Source organism: Arthrobacter sp. HLT1-20 (genome assembly GCF_054510895.1).
Genome location: NZ_JBTNDR010000023.1, coordinates 47,440 through 62,540 on the forward strand (window position 1 = coordinate 47,440; position 15,101 = coordinate 62,540).

17 protein-coding genes are annotated in these 15,101 nt (G+C 60.4%); 10 read left to right on the top strand and 7 right to left on the bottom strand.

Features of this window, described 5'->3' with window-relative positions; translation table 11 throughout:
- Positions 1-69 precede the first annotated feature (69 nt).
- Positions 70-960 (top strand): alpha/beta fold hydrolase, encoded by an 891-nt coding sequence (locus tag ACX80Q_RS12860; protein WP_459330920.1) that lies wholly within the window; start codon positions 70-72, stop codon positions 958-960.
- Here the strand turns inward: ACX80Q_RS12860 and ACX80Q_RS12865 are convergent.
- Together ACX80Q_RS12865 and ACX80Q_RS12870 are read right to left on the bottom strand one after the other, a co-directional pair.
- Positions 957-2,153, bottom strand: a complete 1,197-nt coding sequence (locus tag ACX80Q_RS12865; protein ID WP_459330921.1) for an ABC transporter permease — start codon at positions 2,151-2,153, stop codon at positions 957-959. The two genes, ACX80Q_RS12860 and ACX80Q_RS12865, sit on opposite strands and share 4 nt — an antisense overlap.
- Positions 2,150-3,175 carry an ABC transporter ATP-binding protein gene (locus ACX80Q_RS12870; RefSeq protein ID WP_459330922.1) on the bottom strand — a complete coding sequence of 342 codons (1,026 nt, stop codon included), beginning with the start codon at positions 3,173-3,175 and terminating at the stop codon, positions 2,150-2,152. Before ACX80Q_RS12870 ends, ACX80Q_RS12865 begins: the two co-directional genes overlap by 4 nt.
- A 327-nt stretch (positions 3,176-3,502) precedes the next feature.
- Here ACX80Q_RS12870 and ACX80Q_RS12875 point away from each other — a divergent pair, with 327 nt between their 5' ends.
- The gene (locus ACX80Q_RS12875) at positions 3,503-4,789 is read left to right on the top strand and encodes an aspartate kinase (protein ID WP_459330923.1); all 1,287 of its coding nucleotides are present in this window, start codon (positions 3,503-3,505) and stop codon (positions 4,787-4,789) included.
- A gap of 91 nt (positions 4,790-4,880) precedes the next feature.
- Here the strand turns inward: ACX80Q_RS12875 and ACX80Q_RS12880 are convergent, their stop codons facing one another.
- Together ACX80Q_RS12880 and ACX80Q_RS12885 are read right to left on the bottom strand one after the other, a co-directional pair.
- Entirely contained in the window at positions 4,881-5,066 is a 186-nt protein-coding gene (locus tag ACX80Q_RS12880) for a hypothetical protein (RefSeq protein ID WP_459330924.1), read from the bottom strand.
- 145 nt (positions 5,067-5,211) lie between these two features.
- Positions 5,212-5,436: a hypothetical protein gene (locus tag ACX80Q_RS12885; protein ID WP_459330925.1), complete on the bottom strand. Its 225-nt coding sequence runs from the start codon at positions 5,434-5,436 to the stop codon at positions 5,212-5,214.
- 119 nt (positions 5,437-5,555) lie between these two features.
- Between ACX80Q_RS12885 and ACX80Q_RS12890 the strand changes: the two genes are divergently transcribed.
- From ACX80Q_RS12890 to ACX80Q_RS12920, 7 genes are all read left to right on the top strand, one after another.
- A complete protein-coding gene (locus ACX80Q_RS12890; RefSeq protein WP_459330926.1) occupies positions 5,556-6,038 on the top strand; it encodes a MarR family winged helix-turn-helix transcriptional regulator in 483 nt (160 codons plus the stop codon).
- A 4-nt stretch (positions 6,039-6,042) separates the two neighbouring features.
- Positions 6,043-6,969: a 3-methyladenine DNA glycosylase gene (locus tag ACX80Q_RS12895; protein WP_459330927.1), complete on the top strand. Its 927-nt coding sequence runs from the start codon at positions 6,043-6,045 to the stop codon at positions 6,967-6,969.
- Between the two features lie 75 nt (positions 6,970-7,044).
- On the top strand, positions 7,045-7,512 hold the full coding sequence (bcp, locus tag ACX80Q_RS12900; RefSeq protein ID WP_459330928.1) for a thioredoxin-dependent thiol peroxidase: 468 nt from the start codon (positions 7,045-7,047) through the stop codon (positions 7,510-7,512).
- Between the two features lie 254 nt (positions 7,513-7,766).
- Positions 7,767-8,264: a 2-oxo-4-hydroxy-4-carboxy-5-ureidoimidazoline decarboxylase gene (gene uraD / locus ACX80Q_RS12905; protein WP_459330929.1), complete on the top strand. Its 498-nt coding sequence runs from the start codon at positions 7,767-7,769 to the stop codon at positions 8,262-8,264.
- The gene (gene uraH, locus ACX80Q_RS12910) at positions 8,261-8,602 is read left to right on the top strand and encodes a hydroxyisourate hydrolase (protein ID WP_459330930.1); all 342 of its coding nucleotides are present in this window, start codon (positions 8,261-8,263) and stop codon (positions 8,600-8,602) included. The genes uraD and uraH overlap by 4 nt, the downstream gene beginning before the upstream one ends.
- 2 nt (positions 8,603-8,604) lie before the next feature.
- Complete coding sequence (gene pucL / locus ACX80Q_RS12915; protein WP_459330931.1) at positions 8,605-9,525, top strand: factor-independent urate hydroxylase; 921 nt, start codon at positions 8,605-8,607, stop codon at positions 9,523-9,525.
- 187 nt (positions 9,526-9,712) lie between these two features.
- Positions 9,713-11,215 (top strand): nucleobase:cation symporter-2 family protein, encoded by a 1,503-nt coding sequence (locus ACX80Q_RS12920; protein ID WP_459330932.1) that lies wholly within the window; start codon positions 9,713-9,715, stop codon positions 11,213-11,215.
- An 82-nt stretch (positions 11,216-11,297) separates the two neighbouring features.
- On the opposite strand, the gene ACX80Q_RS12925 is transcribed toward ACX80Q_RS12920, so the two are convergent.
- From ACX80Q_RS12925 to ACX80Q_RS12935, 3 genes are all read right to left on the bottom strand, one after another.
- Positions 11,298-12,065, bottom strand: coding sequence for an SDR family oxidoreductase (locus ACX80Q_RS12925; protein WP_459330933.1), 768 nt, complete (start codon positions 12,063-12,065; stop codon positions 11,298-11,300).
- Positions 12,066-12,173: 108 nt separating this feature from the next.
- A complete protein-coding gene (locus tag ACX80Q_RS12930) occupies positions 12,174-12,920 on the bottom strand; it encodes an aspartate/glutamate racemase family protein (protein WP_459330934.1) in 747 nt (248 codons plus the stop codon).
- Positions 12,921-12,946: 26 nt separating this feature from the next.
- Positions 12,947-14,425 carry an NCS1 family nucleobase:cation symporter-1 gene (locus ACX80Q_RS12935; protein ID WP_459330935.1) on the bottom strand — a complete coding sequence of 493 codons (1,479 nt, stop codon included), beginning with the start codon at positions 14,423-14,425 and terminating at the stop codon, positions 12,947-12,949.
- A 444-nt stretch (positions 14,426-14,869) separates the two neighbouring features.
- On the opposite strand from ACX80Q_RS12935, the gene ACX80Q_RS12940 reads away from it, so the two are divergent.
- On the top strand, positions 14,870-15,101 hold a 232-nt coding region (locus ACX80Q_RS12940; protein ID WP_459330936.1), incomplete at its 3' end, for a hypothetical protein.

Below are 15,101 nucleotides of genomic sequence, written 5' to 3' on the forward strand. Positions count from 1 at the left end.
ACTGTAGTTCGCAATTTTTTTCACTACAAATATAGTGCTCTTGCACTATAAACATAGTAGAATTTTTTCATGAACACCACGGTACTCCCCGAGCGGACTATCCCCGGGGTCAGACACAGTTACATCAATCTTGAGGGCCTGCGGGTTCATGTGGCCCAGCTCGGCCACGGTGAGCCGCTGCTTCTGCTGCACGGATTCCCGCAGAACTGGTGGGAATGGCGCGATGTTATCGCCCCACTTGCCAGCCGCTACCGGGTGATCTGCCCAGACTTTCGCGGCACTGGCTCCACTGATGCCCCCACGGGCGGATACACCTCAGACCAATTACTTGCCGACACTCTCGGCCTGATGGATGCTCTGGGGCTTGACCGGGCCCACATCCTGGCGCATGACTATGGTGCGATCATCGGCTTCCGGATATGCCTGGAGCACCCGCAACGGGTTCGCCGGTTCGTTGCCCTGGGAATACCGCACCCCTTCCTAAAGCCATCCTTTGGCCTCATCCGGGTCTTGAAGGCGGCGTGGATCGAGCCGGTTATCGCCACACCAATTTTGGGCCCAGCACTGCTCGGGTCCCCGCGCCAGAAGTTCCCTCGTTTCCTCTTCTCCCACTTCAGCCACAGCGAGCGCAGCCTGACACCTGAAAATTTGGAGTACTTTCTAGCCAGTCTTCGCGAGCCAGCCAGGGCGCGGGCGGCCAGCGCCCTGTACCGGCGCTGCAACATCCCCACGTTTGTTGACATCTTCGCCGGTCGTTTCAGGAAGTTTCGGCTCAGTGTGCCGACGCTGATGTTGATTGGAGCCGAAGACCCGCCGCTGACACCGAGCATGCTAGCCGGGCACGAACCCTATGCCGATGACCTCACAGTCGAGTTCCTGCCGGCCGCCTCCCATTTCATCGTGGACGATGCGCCGGACGCTGTGACCCAGCGCGTCTTGGCGTTCCTGTCCCAACGCTAGGCCACGCGCGTGCCCTTGGGCAGTTTCCCGGCAGGGGTGCGCAATGCTCGCCAGCCCAGTGCCACGATTCCTGCCGCCACCAGCAGTTGCAACCCCAGACCCTGCGGCCACAATGGATTTTTCTGGTCCATGTAGTCAGCTGTGAGCTTGCCGTTGGCACAAGGGTAGCTGCCTTCAGGCCCAGCCTGCGCATACCTGGCCCCCTGGCTGATTGTCTCGAAGATGCCAGTGGAAGTCCTATCCTCCGTCACCGACTTTTGGTAGGGAATGGAATCGGCGATCACCACGAACGGGTTCATGCTCAGCATCCAGGCAACCCGTTCCGTGCGTACGGTTTCCACCTCTTGGATGACCCCAAAGCAGTACCTGTCACCATCACGGTCGGTGATGTTGCTTGGCAGCGGCGGAACATAGTCCGGCGGCACCGGCTCCTTGATGTCGCCGCTGTCATAGCCGTACATGCCTGTGTACCCCATTTGATTGGCATTCACCTTTCCCTGGCTGACCATTGCCCCGAGCCCAAAGGCGATGAGGGTTCCAAAGACCAGCAGTGAAACCACCAAATAGGTGACAACTATGGAAAACAGGGGCCGGTTGGCAAGCGCCGAGATACCAACGCCCAACGCGCACACCACGGCAATTTCCACGGCGAGCATCAGCAGCGCAATGGCTATGTGCCCGAATCCCAGTCCGCCTTGGGCTATGCCAAAGGCCAGGAACGGGACGCTGGCTGCCAGGAACGCAATCCCCGCAATCCAGGATGCCAGAAATTTCCCCCACAGGATCTGCCCGGAACTGAGCAAAGTCACCTGCAGGATCGCCAAGGTGCCGCCTGCTCTGTCGCCGTTGATCGCATTGGCGGAAAATGCCGGGGCAACCAGCAGACCAAACAGCAGCACAAAGGCCAGCACAATCTCAAAGATCAGTGGGCCCGGACTTCTGCTGCCGGCGGTTGTGTCCCACGCCATGCTGGCCTGCTGGGTATTCCAGCTCCACCACGTCAGCCAGGTGACTATGCCGATGATGACAAACCACAAGGCCAGCATGATGTACCAGCCACGTGAGCGCAGCCTTTGGCGCATCTCCATGCCCACCACGGCAAAGACACCGTCAAAGTAGGCGCGCAGGCCGGTATGCTGCCGCGCGTTGCCGGCCACACGCTGCGGGCCGGCATCATTGTGAGTCTGTGTCATGGCTGTTCCACCTTCATGCTCATGTAGGTCTCTTCCAATGCACCGGTGGCGGGGGCGAACGCACACACGGCAACGCCAGCCATCACCAGATCCCGCAACAGCGCAGACGCGTGTTCCTGAGTGGGCACTGAAATAATGACGGAGTCCCGGCGCCCATTTCCCGACTCGAAGGCCACCCCCAATGCGGCCAGTGAAGCAGCCAGCGCGGTGGCGTCTAGCGCCGAAATGGAATACTTGCGCCCCTGCCCGGCCGCCTGGTCCACTGTTTGAGCCAGCACAGTGCGGCCCTGATTCACAAACACTGCACCGTCAGCAATCTCATCCAGCTCAGCCAACACGTGGGAGGACACCACTATGGCTTTCCCCTCGGCGGCAAGCTGGCGCAGGATTCCGCGCAGGGCGACCCGGGAGCCAGGATCCAGTCCGGACGCCGGCTCATCCAGCAGCAACACCTGCGGATCATGAATCAAGGCGCGGGCAAGACTGAGCCGCTGCTGCTGTCCGCGCGACAGCACCCGCGCCTTCTGGTCCGCCAGGGACGAAAGGTTCACCAGGGCCAGCAGTTCGGCAACCCTGTCGGGAATCAATTCCTTGGGCAGCCGGTAAAACTTGCCCATGGTGTTGAGGATTTCTCGTGCCGTCAGCGCCTCCCACACTCCGAGGGTGTCCGGCATCCAACCGATTTTTGCCCTGGCCGCGGCTGGCTCCCTGATAGGGTCAATGCCCATGACGCTGACAGTGCCAGAATCCGGCGCCAGCAGCGAGGCAAGCATGAGCAGCAGAGTGGTTTTTCCGGCGCCATTGGGACCAATAAGGGCCGTTACCTGCCCCGCTGGTGCCTGCAGATCCATATTGACGACGGCGTGCACCGCACCAAAGCTGCGGGAAAGTCCCGTGGCGGACAGCCCATTGAAGGCTTCTGTCACCCCATTCTCAGGTCCGCGAGCTTGCACGGAAGCTGGCGCTGTGGCCGGATCCAGGTTCGCTGGCCGGTCCTGTTCCGGTGGAATCTGTTGGGTCATGGTGTCCCTCCCCGATAGTCCGCAATAGCGGATATGCAATCAGCATAGGCTCAGCTGGGCACCGGAGTCATCATCCCGGCGTCGGATATTCATCAGCTTCCACCCAGCCGGCCCCACCCCTTTATCGAGACCACATAATGACCTTCACGTATCATCATATGGACATCACAATTCCGTGTTGACGTACCACCGCGCTAAACTGGCTTGAAACTGCCTTCCGCGCTGATGATGCCGCACTGGCCCAGCGCGCAGGCGCGGCTCTGGCGTGAGCGGCAGCAAATTTCCTTCTCCTAGTGTTGCGTTAGGTAAGTCAATGAGTGTGCATCCATGAGCCTGATAGTTCAAAAGTACGGCGGCTCGTCCGTGTCCGACGCCGAGGGCATTCTGCGCGTAGCCCGCAGGGTTGTCAGCACCCAAACAGCAGGTCATGAAGTAGTGGTGGTTGTCTCCGCAATGGGCGACACCACCGATGAACTGCTGGATCTGGCCGCCCAGGTTTCCGAGCGTCCCCCCGCCCGCGAGCTGGACATGCTCATGACGGCCGGGGAGCGCATTTCCATGGCCCTGCTCGCCATGGCCATCAGCTCATTGGGCGGCGTGGCCCAGTCCTTCACCGGGAGCCAGGCCGGCATGATTACCGACGGCATTCACGGCAAGGCCCGCATCATCGACGTGGACCCGCACCGTGTGCGCACGGCTCTGGACAAGGGCAAGGTGGCCATTGTGGCCGGCTTCCAGGGCATGAGCCGCCAGACGCAGGAAATCACCACCATGGGTCGCGGCGGCTCGGACACCACAGCTGTTGCCCTCGCTGCGGCATTGAATGCCGATGTGTGCGAAATTTACACCGATGTTGACGGCATCTATACAGCCGATCCTCGCGTTGTGCCCAGCGCCCAGAAGATCAGCAAGATCTCCAGTGAAGAGATGCTGGAAATGGCGGCCTCGGGCGCCAAGATCCTGCATTTGCGCTGCGTGGAATACGCCAGGCGTTTTGGACTGCCCATCCATGTGCGGTCCTCCTTTAGTGACAATGAGGGAACCTGGGTTTTGCCCAGCCCTGACGACAAAATCAAGATCTCAGAGGGAGTTGCCTTGGAGCAGCCAATCATCTCCGGCGTGGCTCACGACCGGTCCGAAGCTAAAGTCACTGTTGTTGGCGTGCCGGACATCCCCGGCAAGGCAGCCATGATCTTTGGCATCATTGCCGGTGCGCATTCAAACATTGACATGATTGTGCAGAACATCTCCACGAAGGGCTCCGGCAAGACGGACATCTCCTTCACCCTGCCCATGGTGGAGGGTGAGGACGCCCTGAGCGCCCTGCGCGCCAAGCAGGACGAGGTCGGCTTCGAGGACCTGATCTATGACGATCAGATCGGCAAACTTTCCCTGATCGGCGCCGGCATGCGTTCCAACCCGGGCGTGTCCTACCGCTTCTTCCAGGCCCTGTCCGACGCCGGCGTGAACATTGACTTGATCTCCACCTCCGAGATCCGGATCTCCGTTGTCACCCGCGCAGACCTGCTCGACGTTGCAGTGCGCGCCGTCCACCAGGCCTTTGGCTTGGACGGCGACGACGAGGCGACGGTTTACGGCGGCACGGGCCGCTGAGCCCCGCAACCAGATCTGACCCGCAGAAAACGCCGAAAATCACGGTAAAACCGTGAATTTTCGGCGTTTTCTGCGGGTCAGTTGTTTGAAACTATTCCCTCGGCTCTTCCTTGCGGACCGCATAGTGGTGACCCTGCGAATCAGTATGCTGTTCAAAATGGGAGAGCTGCTCGTCGCTGCTGTCCTCAAAGGCATCGTGGCGGTGCACCACCGGGGCATCTGAATCCCCTTGGTCAGCTGGCCCAAAGACCTTCTTGAGCTTCTCCGTGCCATGCATGAATTTTTCTACGAACTTTTCGCCGCTCGTCATCATCAACACCCACTCCCAGCAGAGGAAAACCCTGTCTCCAGAACGCCTCCAGTTTACTCCTGGTGGGCGCCAAAGGCTCTGCAGTCTTGGCTCAATCATGAGTCGCAAGGGCCTAGCGCAGCGACTTGTCAGTGGGGTCCTTGGGCACCAAATACGTGCTGCCGTCTGCCCGGGTTACGGTGATCCACTGAACCGTGGCTGCCTGCTGGCTTTCCAACAACGCCTTGTTCTCCGGCGTCATCTCATGATCCAGTGGACTGCTGCTGGCGGGGCCCAAAATGTAGCGCAAGCGGCCTGTAAAGCGCATCAGTTTTTGTGCTGGACTCATCTTGGGCATGGGCGGCGTTCCTTATGGCGCTTGGGCCGGAAACGGGATTCCCCGGCCGATTGATAAAGGCGATACTATCCATAGTACCCTGATAGTTAGTGCACTAACCAAAATGAGGGAGCAAGGCAATGAGCGTCACAGAAAACGATCTGCTGCTGGAACGGCAGCTTTGTTTTGGCCTCAGTGTGGCCTCCCGCAGCGTCATTGCCGCCTACAAGCCCGTGCTCTCCGCCCTGGGCCTGACCCACCCGCAATATCTGGTCATGCTGGCCCTTTGGGAGCAGGCGCCGCGGAAAGTCAAGGACATTGGCAACGCCCTGCTACTGGAATCGGCCACACTGTCCCCCCTCCTCAAGCGCCTCGAGACGCTGGGCTACATCACCCGCGCCCGGGACGCCAGCGATGAGCGTGCCCTGGCCATTGACCTCACCCCCACCGGCCGGGCGCTGCGGGAACAGGCCCTCTCCGTGCCGGGGACCATGATGGCCCGGCTGGGCCTGGACCGTGAAGGCGCCATGGCGCTGCATGGCAGCATGATGGCCCTAATCGCGGCCGCCACCGGCAATCTCGACGCTGCGGACGCAGCCGGCGTGGCCGTGGCGGATAATTGAAGGCATGACCACTGCCCCACGCCCCCTCGCCGAGGACGCCTGGCAGGACCGTGCCGCGGCGCACCACCACCGCGTCAACCGCTACGCAGCGCCCTACCTGGCCCGCCGCTCGGCCAACCAAAAGCACCCGGTGGAAGACTTCCTCTTCACGTACTACACCCAAAAACCCGGCCAGCTGTCCCGCTGGCATCCGGGCGCGGGCGTCATCCTCACGGGTGAGGCCGCCAAGGAGCGTTTGAACTGGAAGTTCTACAGAACCGCCAACGACGCCGAGCTCCAGGCGGGCGGGCTGGCACAGCCAGGTTCCGGCGTCGTTTTGGACAAAGAGAAGTTTCTCACCGAACGCAAAGACGCCATTGATTTTGCCCGCATCATCCTGGGCCGCACGGCCGCCCGCCCGGCCCAGTTTGGCTGTTTTGGGCTGCACGAATGGGCCATGGTCTACAAGCAGGAAGCCAACCAGGTCAGGCACGAATACCTTGAGTTGCGCCTTGGCTCCAGCGGCACGGACCAGGTGGTTGAAGAGAACAAGATCCGCTGCACGCACTTTGATGCCTACCGCTTTTACACCCCGCAGGCATCGGGTCGCAATGAGCTGACCCCCACCCGCGAGAACCAGCGTGACATGGAACAGCCTGGGTGCCTGCACGCCAACATGGACCTCTACAAGTGGGCTTACAAACTCTCACCCGCCCTGCCCAGTGAGCTGGTCATGGACTGCTTTGAGCTGTCCTGGCGCATTCGGGCCATGGACATGCGGGCATCACCCTATGACCTGGCTCAGTGGGGCTATCCCGCCATCGCCATCGAAACGGTCGCCGGAAAGGCTGACTACGTGGCGGCGCAGCGGTCGTTCAGCGCCGAATCGGCTGTGTTGCGCGAACGGCTGCGCACAGCCGTTGACGCACTGGTTTCTGATCCCCTCCTTTGACCTCACCCTACATGAGCCCTACTCTTATTTCACCCATCAATATTTAGATTTCATATTGCGAAATTAAGGAGTCTCATGTCCCACATACTCACCCCAGGTCAGGCAGCGCCCGGATTCACCCTCCCGGACGCTGGCGGCCGGAACATTTCCCTCTCCGACTACGCCGGGCGCCAGGTGATCGTCTACTTTTACCCGAAGGCGGCCACGCCCGGCTGCACCACCGAGGCCTGCGATTTTCGCGACAGCCTAGCCGCCTTGCAGGCCGCCGGCGTGGACGTTGTGGGAATTTCCACCGACCCGCAGGACGCCTTGGCCAGTTTTTCCAGCGAATTTGAGCTGAATTTCCCGCTGCTTTCCGACGCCAACCACCAGGCCGCCGAGGCATGGGGCGCCTGGGGCGAAAAGCTGGTCAACAACAAGACCGTCGTGGGCACCCTACGCTCCACAGTGGTTGTCAACGCGGATGGAACTGTGCGCACCGCCGAATATAACGTCAGTGCCGACGGCCACGTGGCGCGTCTTCGCACCGAACTGGGGCTCTAAGCTCCCCCGCTCGCAGCAGCATTGAGGCACCCCGGCATGCCCCTCAGGGGGGAGAGCGCCGGGGTGCTTTTTTGCGCCCACTACGGCCCCGGGGCACTTTGTGACCCGCCCAGCCACCGCCGCGGTTGACATTTCAAATGTGATGCGGTTCACTATTCATACGCTGAAATAACAGTTCCACGATGCGAAACAAAATGAGATTTCGCATAGCCTACGCCGTGGATGCCAGCATAAATTGCAAGGATCAACTTGCCATGCTGTTGAACGAATTCAACGAATCACCAGAAATTAACCTAACGTCAGCGCTGCGCCCGTGCATCGACGTCGAACGGTGGATCCAGGAGATCATCGAAGCCCGGCCCTATGCCGCGGTGGAGGACATCTTCGGGACCGCCGCTCATGCCGCCGCACCGTTCACCGCCGAAGAAGTCAGCTTCGCGCTCAGGCACCACCCCCGCATTGGGGAACGCCTGTCCGGTGCAAGCCATGAGGCGGCGCTGTCCGCCGCGGAACAGGCGGGGATTGACCCCGCGGACTCCGCGACAGCCAGGGCGCTCGTGGCCGGCAACCTGGCCTACGAGGAAAAGTTTGGGCAGGTCTTCCTCATTAGGGCTGCTGGGCGATCCCCGGATGAGATTCTGTCCGCCCTGCACGAGCGGCTGGGGAACCCACCCCACACCGAACGGCTCATTGTTGCGGACCAGCTGCGGGAAATCGCGCTGCTTCGACTCAAGGCGGTGGTCAGTGCATGAGCACCTCCCACATCACCACCCACGTACTGGATACCACGCTGGGGAAGCCTGCATCCGGCGTAGCCGTGGAACTTGACGGTCACACCGAAGGGGAATGGGTTCACCTGGCCTCGGGAATCACCGATGACCAAGGGCGGGTGAAGGAGCTTGGAGCCGAGCACCTGGCGAGCGGGACCTACCGTCTTCGCTTCAACACCGGCGCCTACTTCGCCAGCCTCGCCACGGAAACCTTTTTCCCGGAGGTAACACTTACCTTCACACTCGACCAGTCGGAAGAGCACTATCACGTGCCCTTGCTGCTGAGTCCTTTCGCCTTTTCAACGTACCGAGGGAGCTAGACATGAACGCGAACACCAAAAACACCAACATCGTCCTGGGTGCCAACCAGTTCGGCAAGGCCGAGGTCCGGCTGGTCAAAATCACCAGGGACACGGACCGCCATGAAATCGAGGACCTCAACGTCACCTCGCAGCTGCGCGGAGATTTTCTGGCAGCGCACCTCGAGGGCAACAACGCCCATGTGGTTCCCACGGACACCCAAAAGAACACCGTGTACGCGTTTGCCCGCGACGGCGTGGGCTCCCCCGAGGAGTTCCTCTTGCGGCTGGGCAACCACTTCACCACCGAGTTTGATTGGGTTGACGGCGGGCGTTGGGCCGCGGAACAGTACAGCTGGGACCGCATTGCGGCGCATGGCCGGCTGCACAACCACTCGTTTGTGCGCAATGGCCAGGAGGTGCGCACAGCTGTTGTTGTCAAGGATGGCGATGACACTCAGTTGATCTCCGGCCTGCAGGATCTGACCGTGCTCAAGTCAACGGAGTCGGGCTTTGAGGGGTACCCGGTGGACAAATACACCACCCTTGCGCCCACCAATGACCGCATCATGTCCACGGATGTGGCGGCCCGCTGGCGCTTTGACCCCTCAGCTTTGGGGGAGATTGACTTCAACAAGTCGTACGACGACGTCAAGGCACTGTTGCTCGAAGGCTTCACGGAGAACTACTCCACAGCCCTGCAGCAGACTCTCTTCGACATGGGCAAGAAGGTGCTGCTGGCTCATCCGGAGATCGACGAAATCAAGTTCTCCATGCCGAACAAGCACCACTTTGTGGTTGATCTGTCCCCCTTTGGCCTGGACAACCCCAACGAGGTGTTCTTTGCCGCCGACCGCCCCTATGGGCTGATCGAAGCAACTGTGCTCCGTGAAAACGCCTCGGATGCCGGCAAGGCGTGGGAGGGCATCGCCGGTTTTTGCTAGCAGCAGCCGTGCCGGCACAGTAGTTCGTGCCGGCACAGCAGTTTTTCTAGCACAGCTTTTTTAGCACGGTCGCGCCATAAAGGCCCGGCGACCAGGTGGGCGGGGGCTGTATCCCCCGCCCACCCACAGCGGCAACTCCCAAAGCGGGTTGACGCTTAATAAGGGTAAGCAGACAAGGAGGTCCGCTATGACCAAGAGTTCACGATCCAAAGCCGTAGTTCCCACGAGGCCAGAGGATAAAAAACTAGGAATCGGGGCAAATTTTGCCTACGGATTCCAACACGTATTGACCATGTACGGTGGCATCGTCGCCGTACCACTCATCGTTGGCCAAGCGGCAGGGTTGGCCGCTGAGGACATTGGCCTACTCATTGCCGCGTGTCTTTTCATGGGCGGCCTTGCCACCCTCTTACAGACTCTGGGTGTGCCGTTCTTCGGATCCCAGCTCCCCTTGGTCCAAGGTGTCTCGTTTGCGGGCGTGGCAACCATGGTGGCGATTGTGAACGGCGGGGGCGGACTGCAGAGTGTCTTTGGCGCCGTCATTGTCTCCTCCGCGATCGGCCTGCTGATCACACCAATTTTCTCAAAGATCATTCGATTCTTCCCCCCAGTGGTCACCGGCACCGTCATCACCGTCATCGGCCTTTCGTTGATGCCGGTGGCGGCAAACTGGGCCATGGGCGGGAACAGAACGGCTGAGAACTACGGCAGCGTCGCCAACATCGGTCTAGCCGCCGCTACCTTGGTGGTGGTTCTGCTCTTGAGCAAGCTCGGAAACAGCACCATCTCTCGCCTGTCAATCCTGCTGGCCATGGTCATCGGCACACTCATCGCCCTGGCTGTCGGCATGGCAGACTTCTCCAAGATTGGCGAAGGCTCGATTGTCGCCTTCCCCACCCCCTTCCACTTGGGCATGCCAACCTTCCAGCTCGCCGCCATAATCTCCATGTTTATCGTTGTACTGGTGATCATGGTGGAGACGTCCGCAGACATCCTGGCCGTCGGTGAAATCGTGGGCACCAAGATCGACTCCCGCCGCCTTGGTGATGGTCTGCGCGCCGATATGGCAGCCAGCGTCGTCGCCCCAGTTTTCGGTTCCTTCACCCAAAGTGCTTTCGCCCAGAATGTGGGCCTCGTAGCCGTCACAGGGATCAAGAGCCGCTTTGTGGTGGCTGCCGGTGGTGTCATCCTCGTGGTGTTGGGCATTCTGCCCATTATGGGACGCGTGGTGGCCGCAGTGCCGACCCCCGTGCTCGGTGGAGCAGGGATCGTGCTGTTCGGCACGGTTGCGGCCAGCGGCATCCGCTCGTTGTCCACCGTTAGCTACAAAAACAACATGAACATGATTATTGTTGCCACCGCGATCGGCGCCGGCATCATTCCCATCGCTGCGCCCACGTTCTATGACCAGTTCCCGAGCTGGTTTGCAACGATCTTCCATTCCGGCATCAGCTCTGCGGCCGTCGTGGCAATCTTGCTCAACCTGTTGTTCAACCACTTGAAGTTCGGCAACCCGGAGAACCCTTCCGTGTTTGCTGCCGGCACCGACCGTCTAGTGGCTGCCGAAGTGCTTGAGTGCCTCCAAGACGGGGACCGCTGTGAAGACGGCAAGCTCATCGACGCTCAAGGCAACGAAGTACCCATCACAGGAGAGATTCCGCTGACATCCAACGGTTCCTCCTCACACTAAAACCCACGTACGACGGCGGCGGGCCACCTCGGAAGGTGGGCTCACCGCCGTCGTACTGGGCAGTGGACGGCCGATGGCCAGCTCAGCCCCGCCCGATAAAGGGCATGCCCGCGGCAGTGATAACTAACTGGCCAATGCTTGCCGATGCTGGCAGGTCGGCCATGAACAGCACGGTGCGGGCGGCGTCGGCCACGGGGAATGTTGGCTCCACGAGGAGTTCCCCATTGGCCTGCAGGGCTCCGGTGGCAACATCCAGGGTGGACATGATGGACGTGGCGGTGTTGCCGATGTCGATCTGCCCGCATGTGATCCCGAACGCCCGGCCGTCCAGGTCGATCGACTTGGTAAGGCCGGTGATGGCGTGCTTGGTGACGGTGTAGGCGGCCGATTTGGGTCGGGGGGAATGCGCAGAAACGGAGCCGTTGTTGATGATCCGGCCACCCGCAGGAAGCTGTTTTTTCATGGTTCGGATGGCGGCCGCAGCACACAGCATGGAGCCGGTAAGGTTGAGCGCCACCGTGGCATTCCAGTCGGCCAGGGAAATTTCATCCACGGATTGGGCAGGGCCAAACATTCCGGCATTGTTGAACAGCACATCCACCCGACCAAACCGTTCCACAGCCTTCTGGAACAGGGCATCCACTTGGGCCTCGTCGGTGACATCCGTGGGCACCGCCACGGCGAGCGGGTGGCCGCCGGCCGCGGCGAGAAGTTCGGCCTCGCGCCGGCCTGCCAGCACCACGGCGTACCCGCCCGCTAGGGCCGCCTGCACCACGGCCGCACCAATGCCGGAGCCTGCCCCCGTCACCACCATGACCCTGGCCGCAGCGTTTTGAAGTTCCTTGCCCATTTCCACTCCTTACTTAAGGTGTCTACATTGTTTCCTGATTTTGGCCAGTCGCGCGCAAAAGAGCGGGGCCGGCGGATAAATGCTCCGCAGGCCCCGCCCTTAGCCGTTCTAGTGCGCTATCAGTTCCTGCGCGTTTGCCGGAATCGGCCAGCCGGTGAAGGCCTTGGGCCGGGGTGTTGCGTAGGTGCGCACCTTGGAGGTGGACAGGCCCATCCTGACCAGGGACTCGGCAATGGTGACCGCAGCCGCCACGCCGTCGACCACGGGAACACCTGTGCGCTCCCGGACCTTGTCGTTGAGGCCAGCCATGCCGCCGCAGCCAAGGACAATGACCTCGGCCTTGTCTACGGAGACAGCCAATTCGGCTTCACGGACAATAGCTTCAACAGCGCGTTCGGGCTCCTCTTCGAGCTCCAGCACTGCCATGCCGCTGGCCCGCACGGATGCGCAACGGTCAGTCAGCCCGGCCAGCTTCAACCGGTCCTCGATCAGCGGCACTGCACGGTCCAAAGTGGTGACCACGGAGTACTTGTGGCCAAGGAACATGGCCGTGCTGGCTGCTGCTTCGGTAATGTCCACCACGGGAACGTTCAACAATTCCTGGAGGCCTTCGCGGCCATGCTCGCCGTACCCGGCCTGGACCACGGCGTCGAACGGTTCGGGGTAGGACTGCACTGCGTCCATCACGGCAACTGCTGCGAGGTAGCTTTCAAAGTTTCCCTCACACGATTCGGCGCCAAAGCGGGGCGTGAGAGCCACAATCTCGGTGCCGGGCGCCGCCACTGCACGGGCTTGTTCAGCAATAGATTCGGTCATTGATGCCGTGGTGTTCACGTTGACTACAAGAATGCGCATTACGTACCTTTCGTTGAAAGAGGTGGTTAGTGGACGCTGTCCACGGCAATGGGCTCACCTGACACGTCGTGGAATTCGCGCTGGCGATCGGCCACAAAGTAGTAGGTGATGGCGGCGAGCCCGGCTGCAAAGAACCAGGAGAAGGCGGAGAGCCCGCTCAGCGCCGGAATGAAGGCGATGGCCAGGGCCACCACGGAGGCGGGAATCAAGGCAATCACTGCGCGCGGGTTGACGCCTCGCTTGTAGTGGTAATCCGCACCCTCGGCTGTGGTGTACAGGTGGGGGACGTTGACCTTGCCGCGGCGGATGAGCCAGTAATCGGCCATGATGACGCCGAACAGCGGGCCCAAGAGGGCTCCCAGTCCACCCAGGAAGTAGACGATGACCACGGGGTTGTTGTAGAGGTTCCACGGCAGGATGACCAAGCCGATGACTGCGCTGACAATGGCTGCCTTGCGGAAGTTCAGGTGACGGGGGAACAGGTTGGTCAATGCGTAGACGGGTGCCACAAAGTTGGCCATCAGGTTCACGGCAATGGTGAGGATGAGCAGTGCCAGGCAGGCGATCACGAGCAGGAAGGTGTTCGGGATGGTCTGGACAATGTCCGCCGGGCTTTCAATGATGGTGCCGTCAATCTTGAACTGGGCGCCGGAGATAACAACAACAATTGCACCGAAGAGGAGCATGTTGATCGGGATACCCCAGAAGTTGCCACGCACAATGGACTTGGTTGACTTGGCCGCGCGGGTGAAGTCACAGAAGTTCAGAACAAAGGTGCCGTAGATGGCAACCCACAGGGCGCCACCGGCAAAGATGGTGCGCCACATTTCGGCGCCTTCCAGGCCCTTATCGGTCTGCCAGGCGATGGATCCGCCGGCTTCTGCGAACATCCAGATGGCAATAGCGGCCATGGTGACAAGAATGACCGGGCCGGCAAAGGCCTCGTATTTGCGGATCATGTCCATGCCGAAGCTGACGATGATGACCTGCACTATCCAGAGGGCAATGAAGGAAAGCCAGCCCAGGGTGGAGAGCCCCAGGATGTTATTGGTGTCCAACCCAGCCAACGACGGGAAGAGCGCCGTCAGCATGACCCTCAATACCACCGAGGCCAGGAAGGTTTGTACGCCGAACCAGACGATTGCGACGCCGCCTCGCAGAAGGGACGCAATGTGCGCACCCTTGATGCCGAAGCTGATGCGGCTCATGACGGGGAATGGAACGCCCGTCTTGAACCCCATGAATCCGGAGAAGTTCAATAAGCCAAACAGGAGGATTGCGCCGACGCCCAGGGCCAGCAGGATCTGCCAGCCACCCAAGCCCAAGGCAAACAAGCCGATGGCGAATGCGTAGTTACCCAAACTGTGCACGTCGTTGGCCCACAGCGTGAAAATGCTGTAACTGGACCACTTGCGGCCCTTCATCTTGGTGGGTGCCAGATCCTGATTGAACAGGCTGGCACTGAGGGTGTAACCCTCCGGTGTCTTGAAGGGAGGTTCAGACAAAGTAGTTCCTGTGCTGTGTTCAGACAAGGTGTTTCCTGTTCTTTGATCAGGCAAGTGCTGTCCTCTCCTTTGAGGATCGCCACCTGCCTCGACAGTGTGGATATTTTTTGTGGAAGTAGCGTCCATGATAGCTCCGCAGCAAATAGTATTTTCGTATGGTGGAAGAAAACTCTTGAAGTGTGAAAACAGTCTATGAGCCAGCTCACATCAAGTCAAAGGTTTTTTTCTGAAAATTCGTCACAAGTCCAAAATTTGGCATCCGGTGGCTGGAGGCAGTACTCTCGGCATACAATATTTTGTTTCCATCTAGTGAAAATCACAGCCGCGAGATTCACGCTTGGACCACCCAACGCCCGCGCCACGTTCGACGGCGAACGCGCAGCCAGCGGGTACGCGCCGCCTCACCACCAGGGAGGCCGCGAATGCACCACTGAAAGAGGACAGATGTTCTTGCGAGACGATAATTCCCACATCCTGAGCGGGTTGACAAACCAGCTGCCTGATCGCGATCCGGAAGAGACTGCCGAATGGCTTGAGTCCTTCGACGCGTTGATCGCCGAGCGAAGCACTGAGCGTGCCCAGTTCATTATGCGTAGTCTGCTGCAGCGGGCAGGCGCGCAGAGCGTTGGCGTGCCTATGGTCACGACCACCGATTATGTGAACACCATTCCGGCGG